Source organism: Microbacterium tenebrionis, assembly GCF_903645325.1.
GTDB classification, from domain to species: Bacteria; Actinomycetota; Actinomycetes; order Actinomycetales; family Microbacteriaceae; genus Microbacterium; species Microbacterium tenebrionis.
On record NZ_CAHJXQ010000003.1, the window covers coordinates 1 to 22,603 of the forward strand.

A 22,603-nucleotide genomic window follows, 5' to 3' on the forward strand; every position below is an offset into this window, starting at 1 on the left:
GGTCGAGGAGCCCCGAGACGAACGCAGGGTGGATGCCAGGCGTCTGAGTGCGGCCTGCGGGGAGGCCCACCTCGGCCGCGGACTCGATGGCCTCGGTGTCGAGATCCCAGAGCACTTCCATGTGGTCGCTGACGAAGCCGAGAGGAACGATGACGACGGCCTTCGCGCCCGCGGCCGAGGTGGGCCTCCCCGCAGTCCGCACTCAGACGCCTGGCATCCACCCTGCGTTCGTCTCGGGGCTCATCGACCTCGTCCTCGAGCGCGTCGAGGGGACACCCGCTGCTGAGCGCCCGCACCTCACGGATCTCGGCCCCTGGTACGACGTCGCGCGCCCGGGCGACTGCGAGAACGTGCGGCTCGGATTCAAGCCCGCAGCCGCCGGGATCGCCCCCTGACGGGCGCGTCCGTCGGCGCTTCTAGGATGGTCAGCATGCGCATCCACATCGCCACAGATCACGCCGGCCTCGAATTCTCGACGCGGTTGCAGGAGCACCTGCGCTCGCTCGGGCACGCGGTCGTCGACCACGGACCCGTCGAGTACGACGCTCTCGACGATTACCCGGCGTTCTGCATCCGTGCGGCGCAGGCCGTCGTCGCCGATCAGTCGGCGGGTGTCGACGCTCTCGGCGTGGTCTTCGGCGGCTCGGGCAACGGCGAGCAGATCGCGGCGAACAAGGTCCAGGGCATCCGCGCCGCCCTCGTCTGGAACCTCTCGACGGCAGAGCTCGCCCGCGAGCACAACGACGCCAACGTGATCTCGATCGGCGCCCGTCAGCACAGCTTCGAGGAGGTCGTCTCGTTCATCGAGCGCTTCATCGGCACGCCGTTCTCCGGCGACGAGCGGCATGTCCGTCGCATCAGGCAGATCGCCGATTTCGAGCGCAACGGATCCCTGTTGCCCGACCCGCGAGCCTGACATGCCCGAGGGTCACTCCGTCCACCGGATCGCCCGGCAGTTCGACCGCAACTTCGTCGGCAGGACGATGCAGGCGTCGAGTCCGCAGGGGCGCTTCGCCGAGGGCGCCGCGGTTCTGGACGGACGCGAAGCGGTGAGCGTCAAGGCGGTCGGCAAGCAGATGTTCCTCGAAACCGAGGGCGACCTCTGGCTGCGCGTGCACCTCGGACTCTATGGAGCGTGGGACTTCGCCGGCGAGATCCTGCTCGATCCGACGATCGCCTCCGCCAACGGCCGCATGGGCCAGACGAACCAGCGCGGGACCGATCTGGATGCCGCGATCCTCGACGACGCCGGCGAGAACTCACTGGCATCCATCGGCGCACCGCGCCGCACCCGCGTGCACGTGCGCATGTCGGAGCAGACCAAGGGGCTCGCCGACGAGGGCGCCCAGTGGCCGCCCCCGGTCGTCGGCCAGGTACGGCTGCGGCTGATGACCGACATCACCGCCGCCGACCTGCGCGGGCCCACCGCCTGCGAGCTGCAGACGCCGGACGAGATGCTCGCCACGGTGGCGAAGCTCGGTCCGGATCCGCTCGTGGGCGATCCGGCTGAGAACGAGGAGCGCTTCGTGCGTGCCGTGCGGCGTCGCGGCGTGCCGATCGCCCTGCTGCTCATGGACCAGTCGGTGGTCAGCGGCATCGGAAACGTGTACCGCGCCGAGATGCTCTATCGCGCCCGGCTCAACCCGCACACCCCGGGCAAGCAGGTGCCGGAGGAGCTCGTCCGCGAGCTCTGGCGCGACTGGGCGCACCTGCTGCCTATCGGCGTCGAGACCGGCCAGATGATGACCATGGACGACCTGTCGCCGCAGGATTACCGCGCCGCGATGGCGAGCCGCGACGACCGCCACTGGGTGTATCACCGGGCAGGACTCCCGTGCCGGACCTGCGGCACGGAGATCGTGCTCGAAGAACTCGGCGCGCGCAAGCTGTACTGGTGTCCCCGCTGCCAGGCGTGATTAGGTGGAGCCGTTCTCTGCACCGCGGGACTGACAGGAGCCTCATGGATCTCACCGGACTTCAGCAAGCTCTGGAAACGCTCTCGGGCTGGATCTGGGGCCCGTGGCTCCTCATCCCGCTGCTGCTGGGGACCGGGCTGTATCTGACCATCCGCCTGGGCGGGTTGCAGTTCATCCGGCTCGGCGCCGCGCTCCGTCTCGGGCTGATCAAGCGCAAGGATCCGGGCTCGGACGGCGACATCTCGCAGTTCCAGGCGCTGACGACCGCCCTCGCAGCGACCGTCGGCACGGGCAACATCGTCGGAGTCGCGACGGCGATCGGCATCGGCGGCCCCGGCGCGCTGTTCTGGATGTGGATCACGGGACTGCTCGGCATGGCGTCGAAGTACTCGGAGGCGTTCCTCGGCGTCCGCTTCCGCAAGACGGACGACGCGGGCGAGAAGAGCGGTGGTCCGCAGTACTACCTCGAACGCGGCATCCCGAATCGCTTCGGCAAGGTCCTCGCCCTGTTCTTCGCGATCGCCGCCGTCTTCGCCTGCTTCGGGATCGGCAACATGACGCAGGGCAACTCCATCGCCACGAACATGGAGAACAGCTTCAGCGTGCCCACGTGGGTGACCGGGCTCGTGCTGACCGCGTTCGCGCTGATCGTGCTCGTCGGCGGCATCAAGTCCATCGGCCGGGTGACCGCAGGTCTCGTGCCGATCATGATCATCTTCTACGTCCTCGGCGCGCTGTACATCCTCATCGCCAACATCGGCGAGGTGCCTGCCGCGTTCGGCCTGATCTTCACCGACGCGTTCACGGGCACGGCGCCGATCGGCGGCTTCGCCGGCTCGGCGATCATCATCGCCGTCCAGTTCGGCGTCGCACGCGGAATCTTCTCGAACGAGTCGGGCATGGGCTCGGCAGCCATCGCGGCGGCGGCCGCCAAGACGAGCCACCCGGTCCGCCAGGGTCTCGTGTCGATGACGCAGACGTTCATCGACACGATCATCGTGGTCACGTGCACGGGTCTGGTGATCGTCACCACCGGCGTCTGGAACATGACCGACCCCGAGACGGGCAAGCAGATCAGTGCGGCGCTCATGACCGGTGAGGCCTTCTCACACGGGCTGCCCGGTGAATGGGGCCATTACATCGTCACGATCGGTCTCGTCATGTTCGCCGGTTCCACGATCCTCGGCTGGTCGTACTACGGCGAGCGGAACGTCGAGCGACTGTTCGGGCGTCGTGCGGTCGTGCCGTTCCGCATCGTGTTCTCCCTGGTCGTGTTCATCGGATGCACCGTCCAGCTCGGAGTGGTGTGGGCGTTCTCGGACGTCATGAACGGGCTGATGGCGCTGCCGAACCTCATCGGCCTGCTCGTGCTGTCGGGCCTGATCGCGCGCGAGACGAAGCAGTATCTGCGCAACGATCCGAAGCTCGAGGCATCGCAGGAGCAGATCGACGCGTTCATGGCCGGCACACCCGGCTGGGACGAATGGAAGACGCAGGCCATCCCGTTGCCGAAGCAGCGCTGAGCCCCGCTCGGCTCTCGCCCTCGCCTGGCGCTTAGGCTGGAGCCATGCGCCAGAATCCGAGCTTCGCGATGACCGATGTGGCCGAGCTGCGCCGTGTCATCGGCGAGAATCCGTGGGCCACGCTCGTCGGTCGGGATGCCGCCGGCATGACCGCGTCGCACTACGCGATCCTGCTCGACCCGGAGCGCGACGACCTCACGGTCGTCGGCCACGTCGGACGCCCGGATGACCTGGCGCTGGGCCTCGGCCGGCCCGAGCAGGAGCTCATGGTGATATTCCAGGGCCCGCACGGTTACATCTCTCCGGGCTGGTACGGAGACGTGGCGGCCGTCCCGACCTGGAACTACGTGGCCGTGCACCTGTCCGGGGTCCCCGAGGTGCTGGTTGCCGAGGAGAATCTCCGGGTCCTGGAACACCTCGTCGACCACTTCGAGAACCGCTTCCCGTCTCCGCGCGGCATGTGGACGCCGCCCAACGACGAGGCGTTCGTGCGCCGGCTCGAAGGCGGGACGATCGGGTTCCGCCTGACGCCCACGCGGGTGACGGCCAAGCGCAAGCTCAGCCAGAACAGGCCCGACGAGATCATCGAGAACGTGATCCTCGAGCTGTCGCGCGATGAGTCCCATCCGAATCCCGCGCTGGCGGCCGAGATGCGGCGCGCGCACGATGCTCGCCTGGCCGCACGGGCGCAGCAGGCATGACGGCATCCGACGGAGTGTCCGCGATCCGAAACGCGCGGATCGTCGGCCCGGGGCAGGAGCATCTGCCGAGCGATGAGCCCGTCGACATCCACCTGGCGGGGGAGCGCATCGTCGACATCGCTCCTGCCGGAGCGCTTCCGGTCGCAGGCGAGGCGATCGACGCACAGGGTTCCTGGGTCGTGCCCGGTCTGTGGGACAACCATGTGCACACGCTGCAGTGGGCACTCGCGTCCGAGCGCGTCGCGCTGCGGGAGACGGCGTCAGCGGCTGATGCCGCGGCGCGCATGGCGACGGCGGCACCGCTCGCGGACGGTCGCCGGATCGGCGTCGGATTCCGTGATGCGCTGTGGCCGGACGCGCCGTCGCTGCCGGTCCTGGATGCCGCGACAGGCGCTGCGCCGACGTACCTCATCAACGCCGACGTGCACAGCGTCTGGCTGAACTCGGCCGCCCTCGCGCGCGAAGGCTTCGACTCGCCGGACGGAATGCTGCGCGAGGACGATGCCTTCGAGATCTCGAAGCGGCTGAACGCCGTCGATCCAGCCCGCGGCGATCGGGCGGTGGCGGCGGCCGGCGACGTGGCGGCTTCGCGCGGCGTGACGGGTCTCGTGGACTTCGACCTGGCCTGGAACGCCGACGCGTGGCGGCGTCGCGTCGACGGCGGATTCGCTTCGCAGCGCGTCGAGTTCGCCGTGTACCCCGCGGACCTCTCGCGGGCGATCGCGGAGGGGCTCCGCACCGGTGAGGCCCTGGACGGATGCGACGGGCTCGTGCACGTCGGCTCGCTCAAGGTGATCACGGACGGATCGCTCGGCACGCGCACGGCGGCGTGCTCGCAGCCGTACCCGGGCGAGGAGGCCGACCACGGCGTGCTCAACGTCTCGCCGGACGAGCTCGTCGATCTGCTCACCCGCGCCACCGGGAACGGGCTCGGCGTCGCTCTGCACGCGATCGGAGACCGTGCCGTGTCTTCGGCGCTGGGCGCGGTGACGGCGACCGGGGCGACCGGCACCATCGAGCACGCGCAGCTCGTCCGCCACGCGGACGTCGCGCGCATCGCACGACTGGGGCTTTCGGCGAGCATCCAGCCCCAGCACGCCCTGGACGACCGCGATCTGGCCGGCGCCTACTGGGCGGAGCAGACGTCACTCGGTTATCCGATGGCCACTCTGCTCCGAGCGGGGGTTGAGCTGCGTCTGGGGTCTGACGCCCCCGTGGCGCCGCTCGATCCGTGGCAGGCGATCGCCGCGGCCGTGCACCGCACGGACGACGAGCGGGATGCCTGGCATGCCGAGGAGCGTCTCTCGTTCGACGAGGCGATCCGTGCGAGTGTCCGGAGCGCCGTCAGGCCGGGGGAGCGCGCCGATCTGGTGGTGTGCGCTGCGGATCCGCGCACGGCATCGGAGGGGACTGTGCGCCGAATGCCGGTGGTGGCGACTCTGCTCGGCGGGCGGGTCACGCACTCGGGGTGAACCGACTTCAACCTGAGGTTGAAGGTTGGAGTCGAATCTGTATTCAAATGTCGGTGGCCCCGAGTTGAATGGATGCATGGCCACCGAAGCGATGACGTCACCGGAGCTCAACGCTCTCCTTGACGACCTCGTCGGCACGATCGCGTCGGTCGATCAGACCATCAACCAATTGGTCGCGGTCAAGACTGCCATGCTCGCGACGGCCGCGCGGATCGCCGACGACGAGCCCTTCGACTCCGTCGATTCGCGTGAGCTGGCGCATCGGGCGGTGGCAGCCGAGATCGCCGCCGTCCTGCGCATCAGTGACCGCGTCGTCGAGGGCCAGATGGGCGATGCTGCGCTGCTGGCGACCGACTTCCCGCAGACGGCCGCCGCGTTCGGCCAGGGGCTCATATCGCAGGCTCATGTGCGGATCATTCTGGCTGCGGGCGCAGCCCTCGAGACCGCCGAACGCCGCAGCGCTTACGAGCGGGAGGTTCTGCCGCGAGCTGAGGGCGAGTCGCCGAACAGGCTTCGTCCCTTCGCGAAGCAGACAGCCGAACGACTACGGGCGGTGTCCTTCACCGAGCGCCATCGTGAAGCGCGCGAGCGTCGCGCTGTGTGGACGCGGGAGTGCGATGACGGCATGACTGAGCTCGTGCAATACGGGCCGAGCGCCATCATCCACGCCGAGCATGACCGACTGACGCAGATGGCGCGCACGGTGAAGCAGGAGAACGCGCGTCTGGCAGGCAGCGTGGCAGAAGACGACTTCACTGACGAGCGAACTCTGAATCAGCTCCGATTCGATCTTCTCGCCGATCTCGTGCTCACGGGCACGCCGACGGGGCACAGCACAGAAGACGGCCTGCTCGGCGAGATCACGGCGCATATCGACGTGACCGTGCCGGTGCTGACGCTGACGGATGCCGACGACCACGCGGCGGCAGCGCATCTCGAAGGCGTCGGTCCGATCGATCCTGCGACGGCGCGGATCCTCACGGGCAATGCGCCGGGCTTCGATCGCGTGCTCACCGATCCGGTCACAGGATCCGTTCTCGCCGTCGACCGGTACCGGCCGTCCGCCGAGATGCGGCGGTACCTGCGAGCGCGGGATCGTCGCTGCCGGTTCCCCGGGTGCCGGATGCTCGCGCGCCTGTGCGACGGCGACCACACCATCGACTACGCGCTGGGCGGTGCGACAGAGGTCGGCAATCTCTCCGACCTGTGCCGGCGACATCACGTCACGAAGCACTGCACCCCGTGGAAGGTCCGACAACTCGGCGGTGGGAGCCTGGAATGGACCAGCCCCACCGGCAGGATCCACGTCGACCGGCCACCCGGCATGGCGACGAGCGTCACCTTCGACGATGTGCAGGAACGCATCCCCGAACCTGCGCCGTTCTGAACACGGAGCTACGAGGCGGGGCGGTGTCATGGGTTCCGCGATGCACCAGGTACCGTCATAGGGTGACATCCGCTCCGCAGACCTCTCCGTCCTCCCGCGCCCAGCGCCGCCGCGACCGATCTGCGGAGCACGCCGCATCCAGCCGTTTCATCCCGCATGTCCAGGGCCTGCGCGCGATCGCGGTGCTCTTCGTGGTGCTCTACCACTTCTGGCCGGGGCGCCTCAGCGGCGGATACGTCGGGGTCGACATCTTCTTCGTCATCTCGGGCTTCCTGATCACGGCGCACCTCGCACGAGAGCTCACCTCTACGGGAACCGTCAACCTCGGCCAGTTCTGGGCGCGCCGCGCTCGGCGTCTGCTGCCGGCGTCGCTCCTGGTCCTGCTGTTCTGCGCTGTGGCCGCGGCCACTCCGCTGCTGACTCCGACGTCGGCGATGCCCGCCGAGGTGCGCGAGATCCTCGCCTCGACGTTCTACGTCGAGAACTGGTACCTGGCGTTCAACTCCGCCGACTACCTCGCCCTCACCGGCGAGCCCACGACCGTCCAGCACTACTGGTCGCTCTCGCTGGAAGAGCAGTTCTACGTCCTGTGGCCGCTCATCATGCTGCTCGCGGCATGGATCGCAGTGAAGTTCTTCCGCGGCTCCCGTCTGCGCGCGGCGATCATCGCGATCGGCGTGGTCTCGGCGGCATCGTTCATCTTCTGCGTGGTCTACACGATCACCGACCCAGCGCCGGCCTACTTCGTGACGTTCGGACGCATGTGGCAGTTCGGAGTGGGCGCACTGATCGCGCTCGTCCCGCGCCTGCGCGTCGACAACGCGGTCCTCAGCTTCGTGCTCGGCTGGGCGGGCATCCTCGTCCTGCTCTACACCGCTTTCACGTTCGACGGGCAGACGCCGTTCCCCGGTTACATGGCGCTGCTGCCGACGCTCGGCGCCGCCGCGATCATCGCGGCATCCAACACGGAGCGCTGGTGGTATCCCACCCGGCTCCTCGCGATCCGTCCCATGCGGTTCACCGGCGACATCTCGTACAGCCTGTATCTCTGGCACTGGCCGCTCATCATCATCGCGCCGTCCGTGCCGTTCTGGGGCCTGACGATCTACCACCGCGTCGCACTGCTGGTCATCTGCTTCGTGCTCGCCTGGCTGACCAAGCGGTTCGTGGAGGATCCCGTCCGCTCCTGGAAGCCGCTGACCTCCCGCAGGCCGCGCGTCACGCTCTGGGCCTCGCTGGGTGCGATGATCCTCGTCGCAGCCGTCGCCGCAGGCGGCTGGGCGGTGAATGCTCCCACGTACCAGCAGGGCGTGCAGGCGATCCAGGACGTGCGCGAGAACCCGCCGGCGTGCTTCGGGGCGGCGAGCGTCCTCGACGATTCCTGCACCACAGACGCGCCCGACACGATCCTGCCCGCACCCGGGTTCGCCGGCGCGGACCGCCCGGACGAACCGCAGTGCTTCATCCAGCTCAACGACTCGCGCCCCGTGTCGTGCGAATTCGGCTCCGACGCTGCCGATGCGCCGCGGATCGCGCTCGTCGGCGACAGCCACGCCTACCAGCTGCTGTCCACCTTCGAGAGCATCGCCGATCGTGAGGGCTGGCACCTGACGACGTACTTCAAGGGCGCGTGCCCCTGGAACACGACGCCGCTGTCGACCGCCGGATCGTTCGGCGCTGCCTGTGCGGACTGGCGCGCCGGCGTCGAGTCGGAACTCGCAGACAGCGAATTCGACGCGGTCTTCACAGCAGCGATCTCCAACACGCCGTACGCGGCCGCCGGCCACGACTCGGCGTTCGATGCCGCCGTCGCCGGGTATCGGGAGGCGTGGTCGACCATGACGGACCGTGGCATCCCGGTCGTCACAGTCGTCGACAATCCCGGATGGGAGACCGACCCGAACAAGTGCCTCCGGACACGTCCGCAGGCCGACTGCAACGGTGCGCGCTCCGACGTCCTCGTCGAGCACGACCCGATCCGGGATGCCGCCGACGGCGCCGAAGGCGTCACACTGCTCGACTTCACCGACGTGTACTGCGACGACGACACGTGCTTCCCGGTCGTGGGCGGCGCGAACCTCTACCGCGACCAGGACCACCTCACCGTGACGTTCGTCGACACACTCGCCCCGCAGTACACCGCAGCGCTGAAGGCAGCGATCGAGAACGGCGTCGGCTGAGCGACCACAGAAAACGGCACCGGAGAACCGGTGCCGTTTTCTGTTGACAGTGAAGCGCGGTGCTTACTCCGCGATGTGAGCGAGCAGGAACCAGCGGTCCTTCTCGAGGCCGCGCATGATCTCGATCGCGACGTCCTGGCTCGTGAGGTCGACCTCGTCGAGACCATCGATCGCGGCCTTCGTGTCGACGAGGATCGCATCGATGTCCGCGATGACGTTGCGGATCAGCTCTGCCGACTGCGTGAAGCCGGCGGGCACGGCGGAGGATGCGCCCTTCTCGGCGACGGCCTTCACCCGTGCGTCGATCGGGAGACCGAGGGCGACGATGCGCTCCGCGGCCGCGTCGGCGAAGCCGCCGGCGTTCGTGACGACCGAGTCGAGGAGTTCGTGGACGCCGATGAAGTTGGCGCCGCGGACGTGCCAGTGCGCCTGCTTTCCGCTGATGGTCAGCGCCTGGAGCCCGAGGACGACGGGGGTGAGGAACTGCGCCGCGGCGGTTGCCACGGTCGGGTCGCTCACGGTGGTGGAAACGGTCTGCGCCTTGCTCATTGTTCTTCCTCCAGTACGGCTTTTCGATGCCTGATGGATACAACGCTACTCAGCCTGGAGCATTCCGCAAGCAAGCAAAGGCTGGGCTTAGCGGCCCGAAAATCCGCGGAATCACGCGGAAGTCAGGATAGTCTCGCCTTATGAGCATCTCGTCGTCGGCATCCGTCCTCGCCCTTGCAGACCGAACGCCCGATGTCGCCGAAGACGCCTTCGTCGCTGACGGCGCTCGGATCGTCGGGGAGGTCAGGCTCGAGGCGGGATCGAGTGTCTGGTACAACGCGGTTCTCCGCGGCGATTCGGCGGGCATCGTCGTCGGGCGGGGGAGCAACGTCCAGGACAATGTCTCGGTGCACGTCGACAGCGGCCACGGCGTCGTGATCGGCGAGAACGTCTCGATCGGGCACAACGCGGTCGTTCACGGCTGCACGATCGGAGACGGGTCCCTCATCGGAATGGGCTCGGTCATCCTCAGCGGCGCGGTCAGCGGCAGCGGATGCCTGATCGCCGGCGGGGCCGTCGTCCTGGGTGGCACCGAGATCCCGGACGGCTCGCTCGTCGCCGGCGTGCCGGCGAAGGTCAGGCGGGAGCTGACCGAGGATGAGCGGGCTGATCTCGTCCGCAACGCCGAGATCTACCATGAGCACCTGCGCACGCACGCGCAGGCTGCACCGCTCGGATAGAGTGGATCCGCTAGGGCGGTGGCCAAGCTGGTCAAGGCAGCGGGCTCATAACCCGACGATCGTGGGTTCAAGTCCCACCCGCCCTACCGAACGTCCGCTACAGCGGCCGCGCCGTGATGGCTTCGTTCCCGAGGTCCTTGCGCGCGGTGCGCAGGCACTTGGTGCACAGCAGCTCGACCGTACGCGGATGGTCCTCGCCGCACGTGCAGTCGATCGTCACGCGCCACTTGGCCCGGCGCCCGCACGGAGCGTACGCCTCCTCGTCGCCGTGATCGCACTCGCACTCCACGGGCACGTCCTCGTCCCAGCCGAGAGCGAGGTCGGCGAACTCCAGGTCCATAGGAGCATCCTGCCGCATCACATCACGTTCCCGATATAGGAGTACTTCACGAACACCTCTGCGGCGATCCCGGATTCTTCGAGAACGCCCTGCAGCGCGTTCATCATGTAGTTCGAGTCCCACCCCATGTAGAGGAAGTGCGTCTCATCGAGCGCGTCCCAGTGGCCCTTCCATGCCGTGCCGGCGTAGATCGGCCCGCCATGGGCAGCGCTGTAGGCCAGGGCGGACTCCCGATCGTCCGTCCACGCCCGCCGGAACACCCGGTTGAACAGCGCACGGACATCCTTGACCTCCCAGTGCTCGCCCCGGTACTCGACGTAATCGAATTCGCGGTCCCATCCGGCGGGCCACCCGCGCCGGCGAACGGCATCCAGAACGGGCGTCAGGCCGTCGTCGTCGATCTCAGGCAGCGCGGGGCGCGCCCAGATCCGCAGGAGGGATGCCGCAAGCCGAACCGTGCGCTCCGTGATCGCCGCCGTGCCCCACGAGGCCGCATCGGCAAGAGCCCGCGTCTCGTCGACGGAGCTGCGGGCATAGGCGTCGCGCTGCTTGTCGGCGAACGACGCCCCGAACACGCGCTCGGCGAGGCCCTGTTCGAGCAGGGTCAGGTTCCCGAGTGTCGGTGCCAGCGCGCGGTGACTGTTCTGCTCGTCCTCGGAGTACTCGCTCCAACGGCGCTTGCCGTCGCCGGACCACGCCTCACTCGGCATGAGGGGGACGATGTGCTCGATGTCGACCTCGGACGTGTCATCGACGCCCTCGAGGCGCCCGAGCACGTACGCCGCGTGCGGCAGCTCGACGTATTTGAGCACCGCGCTCACGCGCTCGTCCGAGGGGGTGATGCGCGCGAAGGCGCGCATCAGGGCTCCGCGACCCTCCACCCGCGCGCGGCAGAGGCGGGCGATCAGGCGCTCGGGGGGCAGCCCGACGAGCGCTCGGCGCAGGTAGAGCGCCTGCGTCCACTCGAGCGTCTCGAGGAGCTCCTCGCGAGGGATCAGCCCTCGGACGTGGTCGCTGTAGGCGCTCATCGCGAGAGGGTAGGCGGCACGACCGAACGTGTTGATGTACCCGAGCTGCCGGCGGATCTCCTCGTCCTTCTCTCGCGAGGGATCGAGCAGGATGCCGTAGATCTCGGCGTAGTGGCGCCAGACCTCGGCATCCGCCTGGAGATGCGCGACGTCGACGCTCGGGAACGAGCGCCGGAACGCGGCATACACGCCGTGCTCGCCGTCCGCCGACACCTCCCGGCCGGTCGTCATGACGAGGTAGTGCCGCCAGAACGCGCCGATCATCTCTCCGGTGTGCTGCTCGATCGGCAGCCAGAACCGTTCCTCGACATCGAGCTGCTCCGCGTGCGTGAGCCCCATGAGGATGTAGTTGTGGATCAGCTCGTGATCGCGCAGCGGCTCGCCGGTGGAGTTCAGGCTCTCGAAGATCTGCTGGGCGTTCGCTTGCGCGCCCAGGGTGATCGAGACGTGCTCGAGCCGCTGCAGGCCGCGCCAGATGGCCGGCGCTTCGTCCGCGTGCACCTGGCTTCGGAAGAACGCGTAGTTGTCGTCGAAACGCGACTCCCGCTCGGCGTCGTCCCGGCGGTCGAGGACGACCGACTCGTAGAGGTCTGCCCAGGCGTCGTGCGGTCGCAGCTTCGTGCGGGTGCTGTCGTCGGCGCGCACGATCACGCGCTCGAGCGCGTGGGCCATCACCGGGTCGCTGTCCTGCACGGTGTGGTGGAGGGCTGCGACCAGCAGCATGATCGTCGTGAGGCGCTGCTGTCCGTCGATGAGGATGAGGTCGCTGTCGGCGTCGTCCTCGGCCGAGAGGATCGAGCCGATGAAGTGGCGATGCGCGTCGCCTGCTGCCGCCACGGCGCGGATGTCGGCGAGCAGCCGCTCGCATCCGCCGATGTCCCAGCGGTACTGGCGCTGATACACCGGCACGACGATCGTGGTGCCGGGAGCGGAGAGCCAATCGATGGTGTTCACCGCGTTCGCTTCGACATTCGTGGCGGTTGCCATGTTGTTCGCTTCAGCTCCTCACATCGGCGGCTGCGGACGCTCCGCCGTGAACGAGTCTAGTCGGGGGCGGATTTTCACGGCCGCGTCCAGGGGCGTCGGAGGAGCCCGATGTTAGGCTCGCCTTATCAGGGCCTGTTAAAACGTGCTGGCCCCCGATGAAAGGACATGACTCGATCATGGGATACATCAAGTCCGCAGCGCTCGAGGACAAGGGCTTCGTCGTCCTCGACAGCTACAACCAGGAGCTCGACCCCCAGGAGTGGCTCGACATCGAGTACAACGACTGGAAGTCCTCCGGTGACACCCGCTTCGCGCCGCTGGCCAGCGCCAAGGGCGACATCGAGTGCAACGGCTTCTGGAACCACAAGCCGCCGCGCACCGACAAGGACGGCGTCTGGATCCCCTCGCAGACCGAGAAGGCGCCCAACCTCACCCGTCGCGCGCAGGAGCCAGGCGCCAACGTCGGACGCTGCCGCGTGATCGAGCTGCAGCCGACGCCGTACGGCGAGTGCCTCTACAACCTCCACCAGGACGACAACAACCGTCTGAACCCCGACGGCACCGGCTGGGTGGTCCGCGGGTTCTTCAACCTCACCGACGACAAGGACAGCTTCTTCGTCCTCCGTGAGAACCGCACCGACCCGAGCATCGAGTACCGCATCGCTCTGCCCGCCGGGGCTCAGCTGATCGTCGACACCCAGCGCCTGTGGCACGCCGCCACGCACGTCGGCACCGAGCCGCGCTACTGCCTGATCACCTCGTGGACTTCCGGCCCCGAGCTGGACGCCTACATCGAGAAGTACAACGGCACCGATGACGTGCCGAACGTCGAGGTCCCGCAGGACGTCCTCGAGGCCGGCTACGCCGAGCAGGCCCGTAAGGATGCCGCACGAGCCGCGTACTACGCGGCGAAGGGCCAGCAGGCCAAGCTCGCCATGAGCGAGGCCTGACGCACTTCGAGGTCTGACACACCGCACGGAAACCGCCGAATCACACGCTTGTGATTCGGCGGTTTCTGCGTCATAATCGCCGTATAACCGCATAAGAACGCCACTCTCGTGGATCAGGTCGTAGGGGAAGACGCACCTGATGAAACGGAGAGATCATGGCGACGGCATACGCACGCGGAGTGGTGTTCATCCACTCCGCACCTCGCGCGCTCTGCCCGCACCTGGAATGGGCGGTCGGACGCGCCATCGGTCGTGCGGTGAACTTCGACTGGGCCGACCAGCCCGTGCTCGAGGGATCTCGTCGCGCCGAGTTCTACTGGGACGGCCCGGTCGGCACGGGCGCCGCTCTCGCGACCGCGATCCGCGGATGGGAGCACCTCCGGTTCGAGGTCACCGAGGACCCGACACCGCGCAGCGACGGCGGGCGCTGGCTGCACACGCCCGATCTCGGCATCCACTACGCGCAGACGGACGCCGCCGGCAACATCGTCGTCGGCGAAGACCGCATCCGCTACGCGATGGAGATCGCAGCGGGCAGCGCCATCGAACTGCAGCGCGAACTCGACGTCGCCCTCGGCTCCGCATGGGACGAGGAGCTCGAGCCGTTCCGGCACGCCAGCGACGACGCCAGCGTCGTCTGGCTGCACAAGGTCGGCTGACGCACAGCTCGGGGCGCGGGGAGGCGCAAGTATCGGCGGCCGGTGTTCATCCCGGCGGCTGAGAACGCGAATCCCGCGCCCCGCCATCAGTTCGGCCCGCGCCCCGCCATCAGTTCGGATGGACCAGCCGGAATCGCTCGCAGAGAACCGGCATGTCCGGCTCGAAACCGCGCGGGTTCCCGGAGTGCTCGCGCCAGAAGCGCTCGTGCACGGCGCGCCAATGTCGCAGCGTCCGATCGCCTTCCCCCTCGGCGTGCGCGTGAGATTCGGGCACCCGGTGAAACGGCACGGTCTGCAGGTCGGTCGTCTCGATCACGGCACGCGGAACACCAGAGCCGTCCAGGATGATGCTGAACTCGCCCACGACGGGCAGGGGGTCCCCGGTGGCCTCGTAGTCCCAGATCGACGACGCCGTCCCGGTCTTCGTTCCGGCGAGGACGAGCTCGAGGAGACCGTCGGCGTGCTCAGGGGTCGCACCGAACGCCCATGCCTCGGGGACGGGTTCAGGCAGGTCGGGACGAGCCCGCCGCAGTTTCTCCCAGAAGGCGTCGTGCGCGGGGACCGCGTCCATCAGCCTTCGTAGTCCGTGAACGCCACCACGGCGTTGTGGCCGCCGAAGCCGAAGGAGTTGCTGATCGCGAGCTGGGGGCCGTCGCCCAGCGGCTGCGCATCGCCGGAGACCCGCAGCGGGATCTCGGGGTCCTGCGTGGTGATGTTGATCGTCGGCGGAGCGACGCGGTCACGGATGGCGAGGATCGTGTAGATCGCCTCGAGAGCGCCCGTACCGCCGAGCAGGTGACCCGTCGACGCCTTGGTGGCCGACACCGGGATCTCGTGCACGCGATCGCCGATGACGTTCTTCAGCGCGATGTACTCGTTCGGGTCGCCGACCGGGGTCGAGGTCGCATGCGCGTTGACGTGGGTGATCTCGTCGGGAGTGCGACCGGCAACCTCGAGCGCCAGGCGCACGGCGCGCTCGGCGCCGCGGCCCTCCGGGTCGTTCGCGGTGATGTGGTACGAATCGGCGGTCACTCCACCGCCGACGAGCTCGGCGTAGATCTTCGCGCCACGCGCCTTGGCGTGCTCCTCGGTCTCGAGGATGAGCACTCCGGCGCCCTCGCCCATGACGAACCCGTCACGATCGACGGAGTAGGGGCGCGATGCGGTGGCCGGGTCGTCGTTGCGACGCGACAGTGCCTGCATGGACGCGAAGGACGCCACCGTGATGGGGTGGATGGCCGACTCGGTGCCGCCGGCGATGACGACGTCGGCGAGCCCGGACTGAAGGTGCTCGTAGGCGTTCACGAGCGATTCCGTGCTCGAGGCGCAGGCCGATGCGACCGTTCGTGCGAAGGCGCGCGCCTGGAAGTGCAGCGACAAGTTGCCCGCTGCCGCATTGGGCATGAGCATCGGCACCGTCATCGGCATGACGCGGCGCGGGCCCTTCTCGCGGAGGGTGTCCCACGCGTCCAGCAGGGTCCACACGCCGCCGATGCCTGTCGCGAAGTCGATGCCCAGGCGCTCCGGGTCGACGTCGGGGGAGCCCGCGTCCTCCCAGGCCTCCATGGCCGCGACCATCGCGAACTGCGACGACGGATCCAGACGCTTCGCCTGCGGGCGGGCCAGCACCGTCTCCGGGCGGACGATGGCCTCGGCGGCGAACGTGACGGGGAGGTCGTATTCGGCGACCCAGTCGTGCTCCAGCGAGCGGCCACCGGAGACTCCGGCGAGCAGGTTGGTCCAGTTCTCCGGCGCGGTGCCGCCGATGGCGGAGGTGGCGCCGATGCCCGTGACGACGATGCGCTTGGTCATGTGCGTGTGGTTCCTTAGGTGAGGGGGCAGGAGGATGCCACGCCCCGCGGGTGCGGGGGTGGCATCCGTCAGGTGTTACTCCTGGCCGGCGACGATGAAGTCGACCGCGTCCTTGACGGTCTTGAGGTTCTTGACCTCGTCGTCCGGGATCGTGACGCCGAACTTCTCCTCGGCGTTGACGACGATCGTCATCATGGAGATCGAGTCGATGTCCAGGTCGTCCGTGAAGGACTTCTCGAGCGCGACCTCGGAGCTGTCGATGCCGGTTTCGTCGGTCACGAGCTCGGCGAGGCCGGCGAGGACCTCATCGTTGGTGAAAGCCATGTGGATTTCCTCTTTCTTGCGGTTGGGTTCGGAACCGTGCCCAGTCTAGGGAACGGCATGCGGGGTTCAGGGGAGGACGACGACCTGCGCGGCGAAGACGGGCCCGGCGCCGAATCCGATCTGCAGGGCGAGACCGCCCGACAGCTCGGGGTGCTCGGCCATCAGCCGGTGGCTGGCGAGCGGGATCGAGGCGGCCGACGTGTTGCCGGTCGTCTCGATGTCGCGGGCGATCACCGTTGTCTCGGGGAGCTTGAGCTGCTTGGCGAACTCGTCGATGATGCGCATGTTCGCCTGGTGCGGGATGAACGCCGCGAGGTCCGCAGCCTCGACACCGGCGACCTCGAGAGCCTCACGGGCGACCTTGGCCATCTCCCACACGGCCCAGCGGAAGACCGTGGGGCCTTCCTGGCGCAGGGTCGGCCACGGCACGTCGCCGGCGCCGTCGCGGTAGTCGATCAGCGTGTGGTTCATGCCGACGGCATCCGCCTTCGATCCGTCGGAGCCCCATACGGCCGGCGCGATGCCGGGCGTGTCGCTGGGACCGATGAGGGCGGCGCCCGCGCCATCGCCGAGCAGGAACGAGATGCTGCGGTCTGCGGGGTCGACGATGTCGGAGAGCTTCTCCGTACCGATGACGAGAGCATGCTTCGCGGCACCGGCCCGGATCAGTGCGTCGGCCTGAGCGATCGCGTAGGCGTAGCCCGCGCACGCGGCGTTGATGTCGTATGCCGCCGCGGGGTTCGCGCCGACGCGGTCGGCGACGATCGCCGAGACGGACGGCGACTGCTTCGGGTTGCTGATGGTGGCGACGATGACCAGATCGACGTCGGATGCCGCGACCCCGGACTTCTCGATCGCCTCGGCGGCCGCGATGGCCGCGAGGTCGATGGCGTCGGTCTCCTTGACGGCGCGCGTGCGCGTCACGATGCCCGTGCGCTGACGGATCCACTCGTCGCTCGAGTCGATCGGGCCGATGAGGTCCTCGTTCGGCACGGCGATCTCGCCGCGCGCGGCGCCGTAGGAGAGGATGCGCGTGTACTGCGGGCCGCTCGTCTGCTTGAGTGCGGGGGTCATGCTGCGGCTCCGTTCAGCAGCGCTGCGGCCGCATCGAGGTCATCAGGGGTCTTCACGGCGACGACGGGCGTACCCCGCAGTCCGCGCTTCGCGAGGCCCGTCAGGGCGCCAGCGGGTGCGAGCTCGATCATGCCCGAGATGCCGGCATCCGCGAAGGCGGCCATGCACAGATCCCAGCGGACAGGGGAGGAGACCTGTTCGACGATGAACTCGAGAGCCTGCGCGCCGGAGGCGACGACGGAGCCGTCCCGGTTCGTCCAGAGCGTGACTCCGGGATCGGAGGGCGCGGTCCCTGCGACCGCGTCACGGAGCGCCTCGACCGCAGACGCCATGTACGAGGTGTGGAACGCGCCCGCGACCTGGAGCGGGATGACGCGGGTGCCCTTGACGGGCTCCTCCGCGAGGGAGGCCAGAGCCGGCAGCGACCCTGCGGCGACGATCTGTCCGCCGCCGTTGTAGTTCGCAGGCGTGAGCTCGAGTTCGGCGAGCCGGTCGAGGACGGCCTGCTCGTCGCCTCCCAGCACCGCCGACATGCCGGTCGGGGTCTGGGCGGCGGCATCCGCCATCGCCCGGCCGCGGATGCCGACGAGACGCATGGTCTCCTCGGCCGGGATGACGCCCGCGCCGACGATGGCGGCGAGCTCGCCGACCGAGTGCCCGGCGATCCCGTCCGCGGTGCGGCCGGCGCGATCGACGACGGCCTGCAACGCGATCAGCGAGGCTGCGACGATGAGCGGCTGAGCGATGCGCGTGTCGCGGATCGTGTCGGCGTCCGATTCGGTGCCGTGCAGGATCAGGTCGACATCGGCGGCTTCGGAGTAGCGGCGGAGGCTCTCCTCGACGCCGTCGAGTTCGAGCCAGGGTGTCAGGAAGCCGGGGGTCTGAGAGCCCTGTCCGGGGCAGGCGGCGACAATCACCTCCCCAGTCTGCCAACGATCAGCCCGAAACGGTGGATGCACCCTCACAAGATTCGTGGATTCGTTTGTGCGTGGCGTACATCGTCGCGATCAGCGCGTCCGGCGGGCGGCCGGCCGGCGCCGGACGGTATCGGCGGTTCCGATCGATCCGAGGATGAGCGCGGTCTGCAGGATCAGCGCCTCGCGGGGTCCGGTGGCATCCCAGCCGATCACCTCGCTGACGCGCTTGAGGCGGTAGCGGACGGTGTTCGGGTGCACGAACAGCTCGCGGGCAGTCGCCTCGAGGGAACGTCCGTTGTCGAGATAGCTCCACAGCGTCGTGACGAGGTCCGTCGAGTGGGCCTGGAGCGGACGGTAGATCCGCTCGATCAGCGTGTGCTTGGCGAGCGGATCGCCGGCGAGAGCGCGCTCCGGCAGCAGAGCGGCGGCCTCGACGGGCCGTGGCGCCGTGCGCCATGCCCGGGCGGCGGCGAATCCGGCGAGTGCCGCGCGGGCGCTCTGGCCGGCATCCACGAGAGCGCGACCGGGGTCCGAGCACGACGTATCCGGGTCCGAACGACGGCTCGAGCCGCGTCGCGATCTCGTCGAACGCGAGCTCGTCCTCCGCATCCTCCTTGCCGGGTGCCTGAGCGCGGCCGAGCACGAGCACCAGGCGCGACCCCTGCACGCCGATGAGGACGTCGACGGCGAGCTTGCGTGCGGTGCGGCGGACGTGATCGACGTCGAACTGCGGGGGAGTCGTGCCGACCAGCACGCACACCTCGCCGTGACCGTGCCACCCGAGGGCGGCGATGCGGCTGGGCAGCTCCTCGTCGGCCTCGCCGGTGAGGATGGAGTCGACGACGAGGGCCTCGAGCCTGGCATCCCACAGACCGCGCGCCTCGGCGGCGCGGGCGTAGACATCGGCGGCGGCGAAGGCCACCTCGCGCGAGTACAGCAGGATCGCCTCGCGCAGGTGCTCGCCCTTGCCGGCGACCCGTTCCTCCGTCACCTCGACGGTGACGCGGATGAGCTGGAGCGTCTGGGTCAGGCTGACGCTGCGCAGAAGCTCACGGGGAGCCGTCGCGAAGATGTCGGCGGCGATCCATGGCGTCGAGGTCGGGTCGTCGTACCACTGGATGAACGAGGTGATGCCGGCCTGAGCCACCAGCCCGACCGCGGAGCGGCGGGCCGGTGGCATGTCGGCGTACCAGGGCAGCGTGTCCTCGAGGCGCTGGATCGTGGCCGTCGCGAGATCACCCGAGATGCGGCGGAGCCAGGCGAGCGTCGCGGCCTTGTCCATCGACGCCGGAGACGATGCGGTCACACCCGGCTCAGCTTTCGCCGCCGGCATTTCCGCTCGTACCGGCATTCACGTTGTGCAGGTCGTACTTCGCGATCGCCTGAGCGATGACCGAGCGGTCGACCTTGCCCTGATCGGCCAGACCCTGCAGGGCGCGGACCACCATGGACGGACCGTCGATCTTGAAGAAGCGACGGGCGGCCGCACGCGTGTCGGCGAAACCGAAACCGTCGGCGCCGAGCGTGTAGAAGTCGCCCGGAACCCACTGACGGATCTGGTCCTGCACAGCGTGCATGTAGTCGCTCGTGGCGATGAACGGGCCCTCGGCCGACTGCAGCTTCTGCGTCAGGTACGCGACCTGCGGCTCCTCCTCCGGGTGGAGGAAGTTGTGCTCGTCGGCGGCAAGGCCGTCGCGGCGCAGCTCGTTCCAGCTGGTGACCGACCAGACGTCGGCGACGACGCCCCAGTCGCTCTGCAGGAGCTCCTGGGCCTCGATCGCCCACGGCACGCCGACACCGGACGCGAGCAGCTGCACGCGGGGTCCGTCGCCGGTGCCCTCCGAGACGCGGTGGATGCCCTTCAGAATGCCCTCGACGTCGACGTCCTCGGGCTCCGCAGGCTGCTTGAGCGGCTCGTTGTACACCGTCAGGTAGTACATGACATCGGGGTCGGGGTGCGACCCGCCGTACATGCGCTCGATACCCGCCTGCACGATGTGGGCGACCTCGTAGCCGTACGCCGGGTCGTATGTGACCGTCGCCGGGTTGGTGGATGCGAGCAGCGGCGAGTGGCCGTCCGCGTGCTGTGTGCCTTCACCCGTGAGCGTGGTGCGTCCGGCGGTCGCGCCGATGACGAAGCCGCGGGCCATCTGGTCGGCGGCCGCCCAGAAGGCGTCACCGGTGCGCTGGTAGCCGAACATCGAGTAGAAGATGTAGATCGGGATCAGCGGCTCGCCGTGCGTCGAGTACGACGTTGCCGTCGCGGTGAGCGCGGCGGTGGCGCCGGCCTCGTTGATGCCGACGTGCATGATCTGACCCTGCGGGCTCTCCTTGTAGGCCAGGAGCAGCTCGCGGTCGACGGCGGTGTAGTTCTGGCCGTTCGGGTTGTAGATCTTCGCCGACGGGAAGTACGAGTCCATGCCGAAGGTGCGCGCCTCGTCCGGGATGATCGGGACGATCCGCTCGCCGAAGCCCTTCACGCGCAGAAGGTCCTTGAGCATGCGGACGAACGCCATCGTCGTGGCGACCTCCTGGTTGCCCGAGCCCTTCTTCGGGAAGGCGTAGTCCTTGTCCTCGGGGAGTGCGAGATCGACGTGCTTCGTGCGGCGCTCCGGCAGGAAACCGCCGAGCTCGCGACGGCGCTCGAGCATGTACTGGATCGTCTCGTCCTGCGCACCGGGGTGGAAGTACGGCGGCTGGTACGGGTTCTCCTCGAGCTGCGCGTCCGTGATCGGGATCTGCATGGTGTCGCGGAAGAGCTTGAGGTCGTCCAGCGTCATCTTCTTCATCTGGTGGGTCGCGTTGCGGCCCTCGAAGTGCGGACCGAGGCCGTAGCCCTTGACGGTCTTGGCGAGGATGACCGTCGGCTGGCCCTTGTGCTCCATCGCGGCCTTGTACGCCGCGTACACCTTGCGGTAATCGTGACCGCCGCGGCGCAGCTTCCAGATCTGGTCGTCGGTGTAGTCCTTCACCAGGGCAGCGGTGCGCTCGTCGCGGCCGAAGAAGTTCTCGCGCACGAACGCGCCGCTCTCGGCCTTGTAGGTCTGGAAGTCGCCGTCGGGGGTGACGTTCATGAGGTTCAGCAGCGCGCCCTCGGTGTCACGGGCGAGCAGGTCGTCCCACTCGCGGCCCCAGACGACCTTGATGACGTTCCAGCCCGCGCCGCGGAAGTAGGACTCGAGTTCCTGGATGATCTTGCCGTTGCCGCGGACCGGTCCGTCCAGGCGCTGCAGGTTGGCGTTGATGACGAAGGTCAGGTTGTCCAGGCCCTCGTTCGCGGCGACCTGAAGCTGGCCGCGCGATTCGACCTCGTCCATCTCGCCGTCGCCGAGGAACGCCCAGACGTGCGAGTCGGCGACGTCCTTGATGCCGCGGTTGGCGAGGTACTTGTTCGTCATCGCCTGGTAGATCGCGTTGATCGGACCGAGGCCCATCGACACGGTGGGGAACTGCCAGAACTCGCGCATCATGCGCGGGTGCGGGTACGAGGGCAGGCCGTTGGGCGCGCCGGACTTCTCCTGGCGGAACGCGTCGAGCTGCGCCTCGGTCAGGCGCCCCTCGAGGAATGCGCGAGCGTACATGCCGGGGGAGGCGTGGCCCTGGTAGAAGATCTGGTCGCCGCCGGAGGGGTGGTCCTGGCCGCGGAAGAAGTGGTTGTGTCCGACCTCGTAGAGCGAGGCCGCCGATGCGTAGGTGGAGATGTGTCCGCCGACGCCGATGCCGGGGCGCTGTGCGCGGTGCACGGTGATGGCGGCGTTCCAGCGGATCCAGTGCCGGTAGCGGCGCTCGAGCTCTTCGTCACCGGGGAACTCGGGCTCGTTCTCCGAGGCGATGGTGTTGATGTAGTCCGTGGTCGGGACCATCGGCACGTTCAGGTGCAGCTCCTTGGAGCGCCCCAGCATGCTGAGCATGATCTCGCGGCCGCGGCCGTGGCCCTTGGCCTCGACGAGCTCGTCGAGCGACTGCTGCCATTCGCGGGTCTCTTCCGGGTCGCTGTCGAGGGGGCCCTGGGAGTACGGATCCTGATCGTGGACGGTCACGTGGAGCCTTTCGTCAAGCTGGCAGGTCTTGCCAAGGAAACGGGAAGCGACACGGGGGAGTGTT

At 68.5% G+C, this 22,603-nt stretch carries 19 protein-coding genes, 1 tRNA gene and 3 pseudogenes; 12 read left to right on the forward strand and 11 right to left on the reverse strand.

The genetic code is table 11. The features are described 5' to 3' along the window. Window positions 1–169 (reverse strand): annotated as a pseudogene (locus HWX58_RS06170) (ferrochelatase); the annotation flags it as partial. 1 nt (window position 170) lies between these two features. Between HWX58_RS06170 and HWX58_RS06175 the strand changes: the two are divergent. From HWX58_RS06175 to HWX58_RS06210, 8 genes and pseudogenes are all read left to right on the forward strand, one after another. Then, a pseudogene (locus HWX58_RS06175) lies at window positions 171–395 on the forward strand (ferrochelatase); the annotation flags it as partial. A 35-nt stretch (window positions 396–430) separates the two neighbouring features. Next, on the forward strand, window positions 431–916 hold the full coding sequence (locus HWX58_RS06180) for a ribose-5-phosphate isomerase (RefSeq protein ID WP_175986168.1): 486 nt from the start codon (window positions 431–433) through the stop codon (window positions 914–916). A 1-nt stretch (window position 917) separates the two neighbouring features. Continuing rightward, complete coding sequence (locus tag HWX58_RS06185) at window positions 918–1,916, forward strand: Fpg/Nei family DNA glycosylase (protein ID WP_175986169.1); 999 nt, start codon at window positions 918–920, stop codon at window positions 1,914–1,916. A gap of 44 nt (window positions 1,917–1,960) precedes the next feature. Then, entirely contained in the window at window positions 1,961–3,439 is a 1,479-nt protein-coding gene (locus tag HWX58_RS06190; protein ID WP_175986170.1) for an alanine/glycine:cation symporter family protein, read from the forward strand. Between the two features lie 44 nt (window positions 3,440–3,483). Further along, window positions 3,484–4,140: an FMN-binding negative transcriptional regulator gene (locus HWX58_RS06195; protein ID WP_175986171.1), complete on the forward strand. Its 657-nt coding sequence runs from the start codon at window positions 3,484–3,486 to the stop codon at window positions 4,138–4,140. Beyond that, the gene (locus tag HWX58_RS06200) at window positions 4,137–5,612 is read left to right on the forward strand and encodes an amidohydrolase (RefSeq protein ID WP_175986172.1); all 1,476 of its coding nucleotides are present in this window, start codon (window positions 4,137–4,139) and stop codon (window positions 5,610–5,612) included. Before HWX58_RS06195 ends, HWX58_RS06200 begins: the two co-directional genes overlap by 4 nt. A 76-nt stretch (window positions 5,613–5,688) precedes the next feature. Continuing rightward, window positions 5,689–6,999 (forward strand): HNH endonuclease signature motif containing protein, encoded by a 1,311-nt coding sequence (locus HWX58_RS06205; protein WP_175986173.1) that lies wholly within the window; start codon window positions 5,689–5,691, stop codon window positions 6,997–6,999. A 62-nt stretch (window positions 7,000–7,061) separates the two neighbouring features. Beyond that, window positions 7,062–9,179, forward strand: a complete 2,118-nt coding sequence (locus HWX58_RS06210; RefSeq protein WP_250646128.1) for an acyltransferase family protein — start codon at window positions 7,062–7,064, stop codon at window positions 9,177–9,179. A 63-nt stretch (window positions 9,180–9,242) separates the two neighbouring features. Here the strand turns inward: HWX58_RS06210 and HWX58_RS06215 are convergent, their stop codons facing one another. Continuing rightward, complete coding sequence (locus tag HWX58_RS06215; protein ID WP_175986175.1) at window positions 9,243–9,728, reverse strand: Dps family protein; 486 nt, start codon at window positions 9,726–9,728, stop codon at window positions 9,243–9,245. Window positions 9,729–9,868: 140 nt separating this feature from the next. On the opposite strand from HWX58_RS06215, the gene HWX58_RS06220 reads away from it, so the two are divergent. Further along, window positions 9,869–10,408 carry a gamma carbonic anhydrase family protein gene (locus tag HWX58_RS06220; protein ID WP_175986176.1) on the forward strand — a complete coding sequence of 180 codons (540 nt, stop codon included), beginning with the start codon at window positions 9,869–9,871 and terminating at the stop codon, window positions 10,406–10,408. A gap of 12 nt (window positions 10,409–10,420) precedes the next feature. After that, window positions 10,421–10,494: transfer RNA gene (locus HWX58_RS06225), tRNA-Ile, on the forward strand. Window positions 10,495–10,505: 11 nt separating this feature from the next. Here the strand turns inward: HWX58_RS06225 and HWX58_RS06230 are convergent. Beyond that, window positions 10,506–10,748, reverse strand: a complete 243-nt coding sequence (locus HWX58_RS06230) for a hypothetical protein (RefSeq protein ID WP_175986177.1) — start codon at window positions 10,746–10,748, stop codon at window positions 10,506–10,508. A 17-nt stretch (window positions 10,749–10,765) separates the two neighbouring features. After that, window positions 10,766–12,763 (reverse strand): DUF262 domain-containing protein, encoded by a 1,998-nt coding sequence (locus HWX58_RS06235; protein WP_175986178.1) that lies wholly within the window; start codon window positions 12,761–12,763, stop codon window positions 10,766–10,768. 176 nt (window positions 12,764–12,939) lie between these two features. On the opposite strand from HWX58_RS06235, the gene HWX58_RS06240 reads away from it, so the two are divergent. Beyond that, window positions 12,940–13,713: a hypothetical protein gene (locus HWX58_RS06240; protein WP_175986179.1), complete on the forward strand. Its 774-nt coding sequence runs from the start codon at window positions 12,940–12,942 to the stop codon at window positions 13,711–13,713. Window positions 13,714–13,868: 155 nt separating this feature from the next. Beyond that, entirely contained in the window at window positions 13,869–14,372 is a 504-nt protein-coding gene (locus HWX58_RS06245; RefSeq protein WP_175986180.1) for a DUF3145 domain-containing protein, read from the forward strand. 109 nt (window positions 14,373–14,481) lie between these two features. On the opposite strand, the gene HWX58_RS06250 is transcribed toward HWX58_RS06245, so the two are convergent. The 7 genes and pseudogenes from HWX58_RS06250 to aceE form a co-directional block, all read right to left on the reverse strand. Continuing rightward, complete coding sequence (locus tag HWX58_RS06250) at window positions 14,482–14,943, reverse strand: ASCH domain-containing protein (RefSeq protein ID WP_175986181.1); 462 nt, start codon at window positions 14,941–14,943, stop codon at window positions 14,482–14,484. Beyond that, on the reverse strand, window positions 14,943–16,184 hold the full coding sequence (locus HWX58_RS06255) for a beta-ketoacyl-[acyl-carrier-protein] synthase family protein (RefSeq protein WP_175986182.1): 1,242 nt from the start codon (window positions 16,182–16,184) through the stop codon (window positions 14,943–14,945). The genes HWX58_RS06250 and HWX58_RS06255 overlap by 1 nt, the downstream gene beginning before the upstream one ends. Window positions 16,185–16,259: 75 nt before the next feature. Continuing rightward, window positions 16,260–16,508 (reverse strand): acyl carrier protein, encoded by a 249-nt coding sequence (locus HWX58_RS06260; RefSeq protein WP_175986183.1) that lies wholly within the window; start codon window positions 16,506–16,508, stop codon window positions 16,260–16,262. 66 nt (window positions 16,509–16,574) lie between these two features. After that, a complete protein-coding gene (locus tag HWX58_RS06265) occupies window positions 16,575–17,582 on the reverse strand; it encodes a beta-ketoacyl-ACP synthase III (protein ID WP_175986184.1) in 1,008 nt (335 codons plus the stop codon). Further along, entirely contained in the window at window positions 17,579–18,499 is a 921-nt protein-coding gene (locus HWX58_RS06270; RefSeq protein WP_175986185.1) for an ACP S-malonyltransferase, read from the reverse strand. Before HWX58_RS06270 ends, HWX58_RS06265 begins: the two co-directional genes overlap by 4 nt. Before the next feature lie 90 nt (window positions 18,500–18,589). Continuing rightward, window positions 18,590–19,781, reverse strand: a pseudogene (locus HWX58_RS06275) (PucR family transcriptional regulator). 31 nt (window positions 19,782–19,812) lie between these two features. Further along, window positions 19,813–22,539 (reverse strand): pyruvate dehydrogenase (acetyl-transferring), homodimeric type, encoded by a 2,727-nt coding sequence (gene aceE, locus HWX58_RS06280; RefSeq protein ID WP_175986186.1) that lies wholly within the window; start codon window positions 22,537–22,539, stop codon window positions 19,813–19,815. Window positions 22,540–22,603 lie beyond the last annotated feature (64 nt).

Bases quoted from the DNA above. Each gene is read 5' to 3' on its own strand.
- HWX58_RS06180 (WP_175986168.1), top strand. From the start codon at position 431: ATGCGCATCCACATCGCCACAGATCACGCCGGCCTCGAATTCTCGACG.
- HWX58_RS06185 (WP_175986169.1), top strand. From the start codon at position 918: ATGCCCGAGGGTCACTCCGTCCACCGGATCGCCCGGCAGTTCGACCGC.
- HWX58_RS06190 (WP_175986170.1), top strand. From the start codon at position 1,961: ATGGATCTCACCGGACTTCAGCAAGCTCTGGAAACGCTCTCGGGCTGG.
- HWX58_RS06195 (WP_175986171.1), top strand. From the start codon at position 3,484: ATGCGCCAGAATCCGAGCTTCGCGATGACCGATGTGGCCGAGCTGCGC.
- HWX58_RS06200 (WP_175986172.1), top strand. From the start codon at position 4,137: ATGACGGCATCCGACGGAGTGTCCGCGATCCGAAACGCGCGGATCGTC.
- HWX58_RS06205 (WP_175986173.1), top strand. From the start codon at position 5,689: ATGGCCACCGAAGCGATGACGTCACCGGAGCTCAACGCTCTCCTTGAC.
- HWX58_RS06215 (WP_175986175.1), bottom strand. From the start codon at position 9,728: ATGAGCAAGGCGCAGACCGTTTCCACCACCGTGAGCGACCCGACCGTG.
- HWX58_RS06220 (WP_175986176.1), top strand. From the start codon at position 9,869: ATGAGCATCTCGTCGTCGGCATCCGTCCTCGCCCTTGCAGACCGAACG.
- HWX58_RS06230 (WP_175986177.1), bottom strand. From the start codon at position 10,748: ATGGACCTGGAGTTCGCCGACCTCGCTCTCGGCTGGGACGAGGACGTG.
- HWX58_RS06235 (WP_175986178.1), bottom strand. From the start codon at position 12,763: ATGGCAACCGCCACGAATGTCGAAGCGAACGCGGTGAACACCATCGAT.
- HWX58_RS06240 (WP_175986179.1), top strand. From the start codon at position 12,940: ATGGGATACATCAAGTCCGCAGCGCTCGAGGACAAGGGCTTCGTCGTC.
- HWX58_RS06245 (WP_175986180.1), top strand. From the start codon at position 13,869: ATGGCGACGGCATACGCACGCGGAGTGGTGTTCATCCACTCCGCACCT.
- HWX58_RS06250 (WP_175986181.1), bottom strand. From the start codon at position 14,943: ATGGACGCGGTCCCCGCGCACGACGCCTTCTGGGAGAAACTGCGGCGG.
- HWX58_RS06255 (WP_175986182.1), bottom strand. From the start codon at position 16,184: ATGACCAAGCGCATCGTCGTCACGGGCATCGGCGCCACCTCCGCCATC.
- HWX58_RS06260 (WP_175986183.1), bottom strand. From the start codon at position 16,508: ATGGCTTTCACCAACGATGAGGTCCTCGCCGGCCTCGCCGAGCTCGTG.
- HWX58_RS06265 (WP_175986184.1), bottom strand. From the start codon at position 17,582: ATGACCCCCGCACTCAAGCAGACGAGCGGCCCGCAGTACACGCGCATC.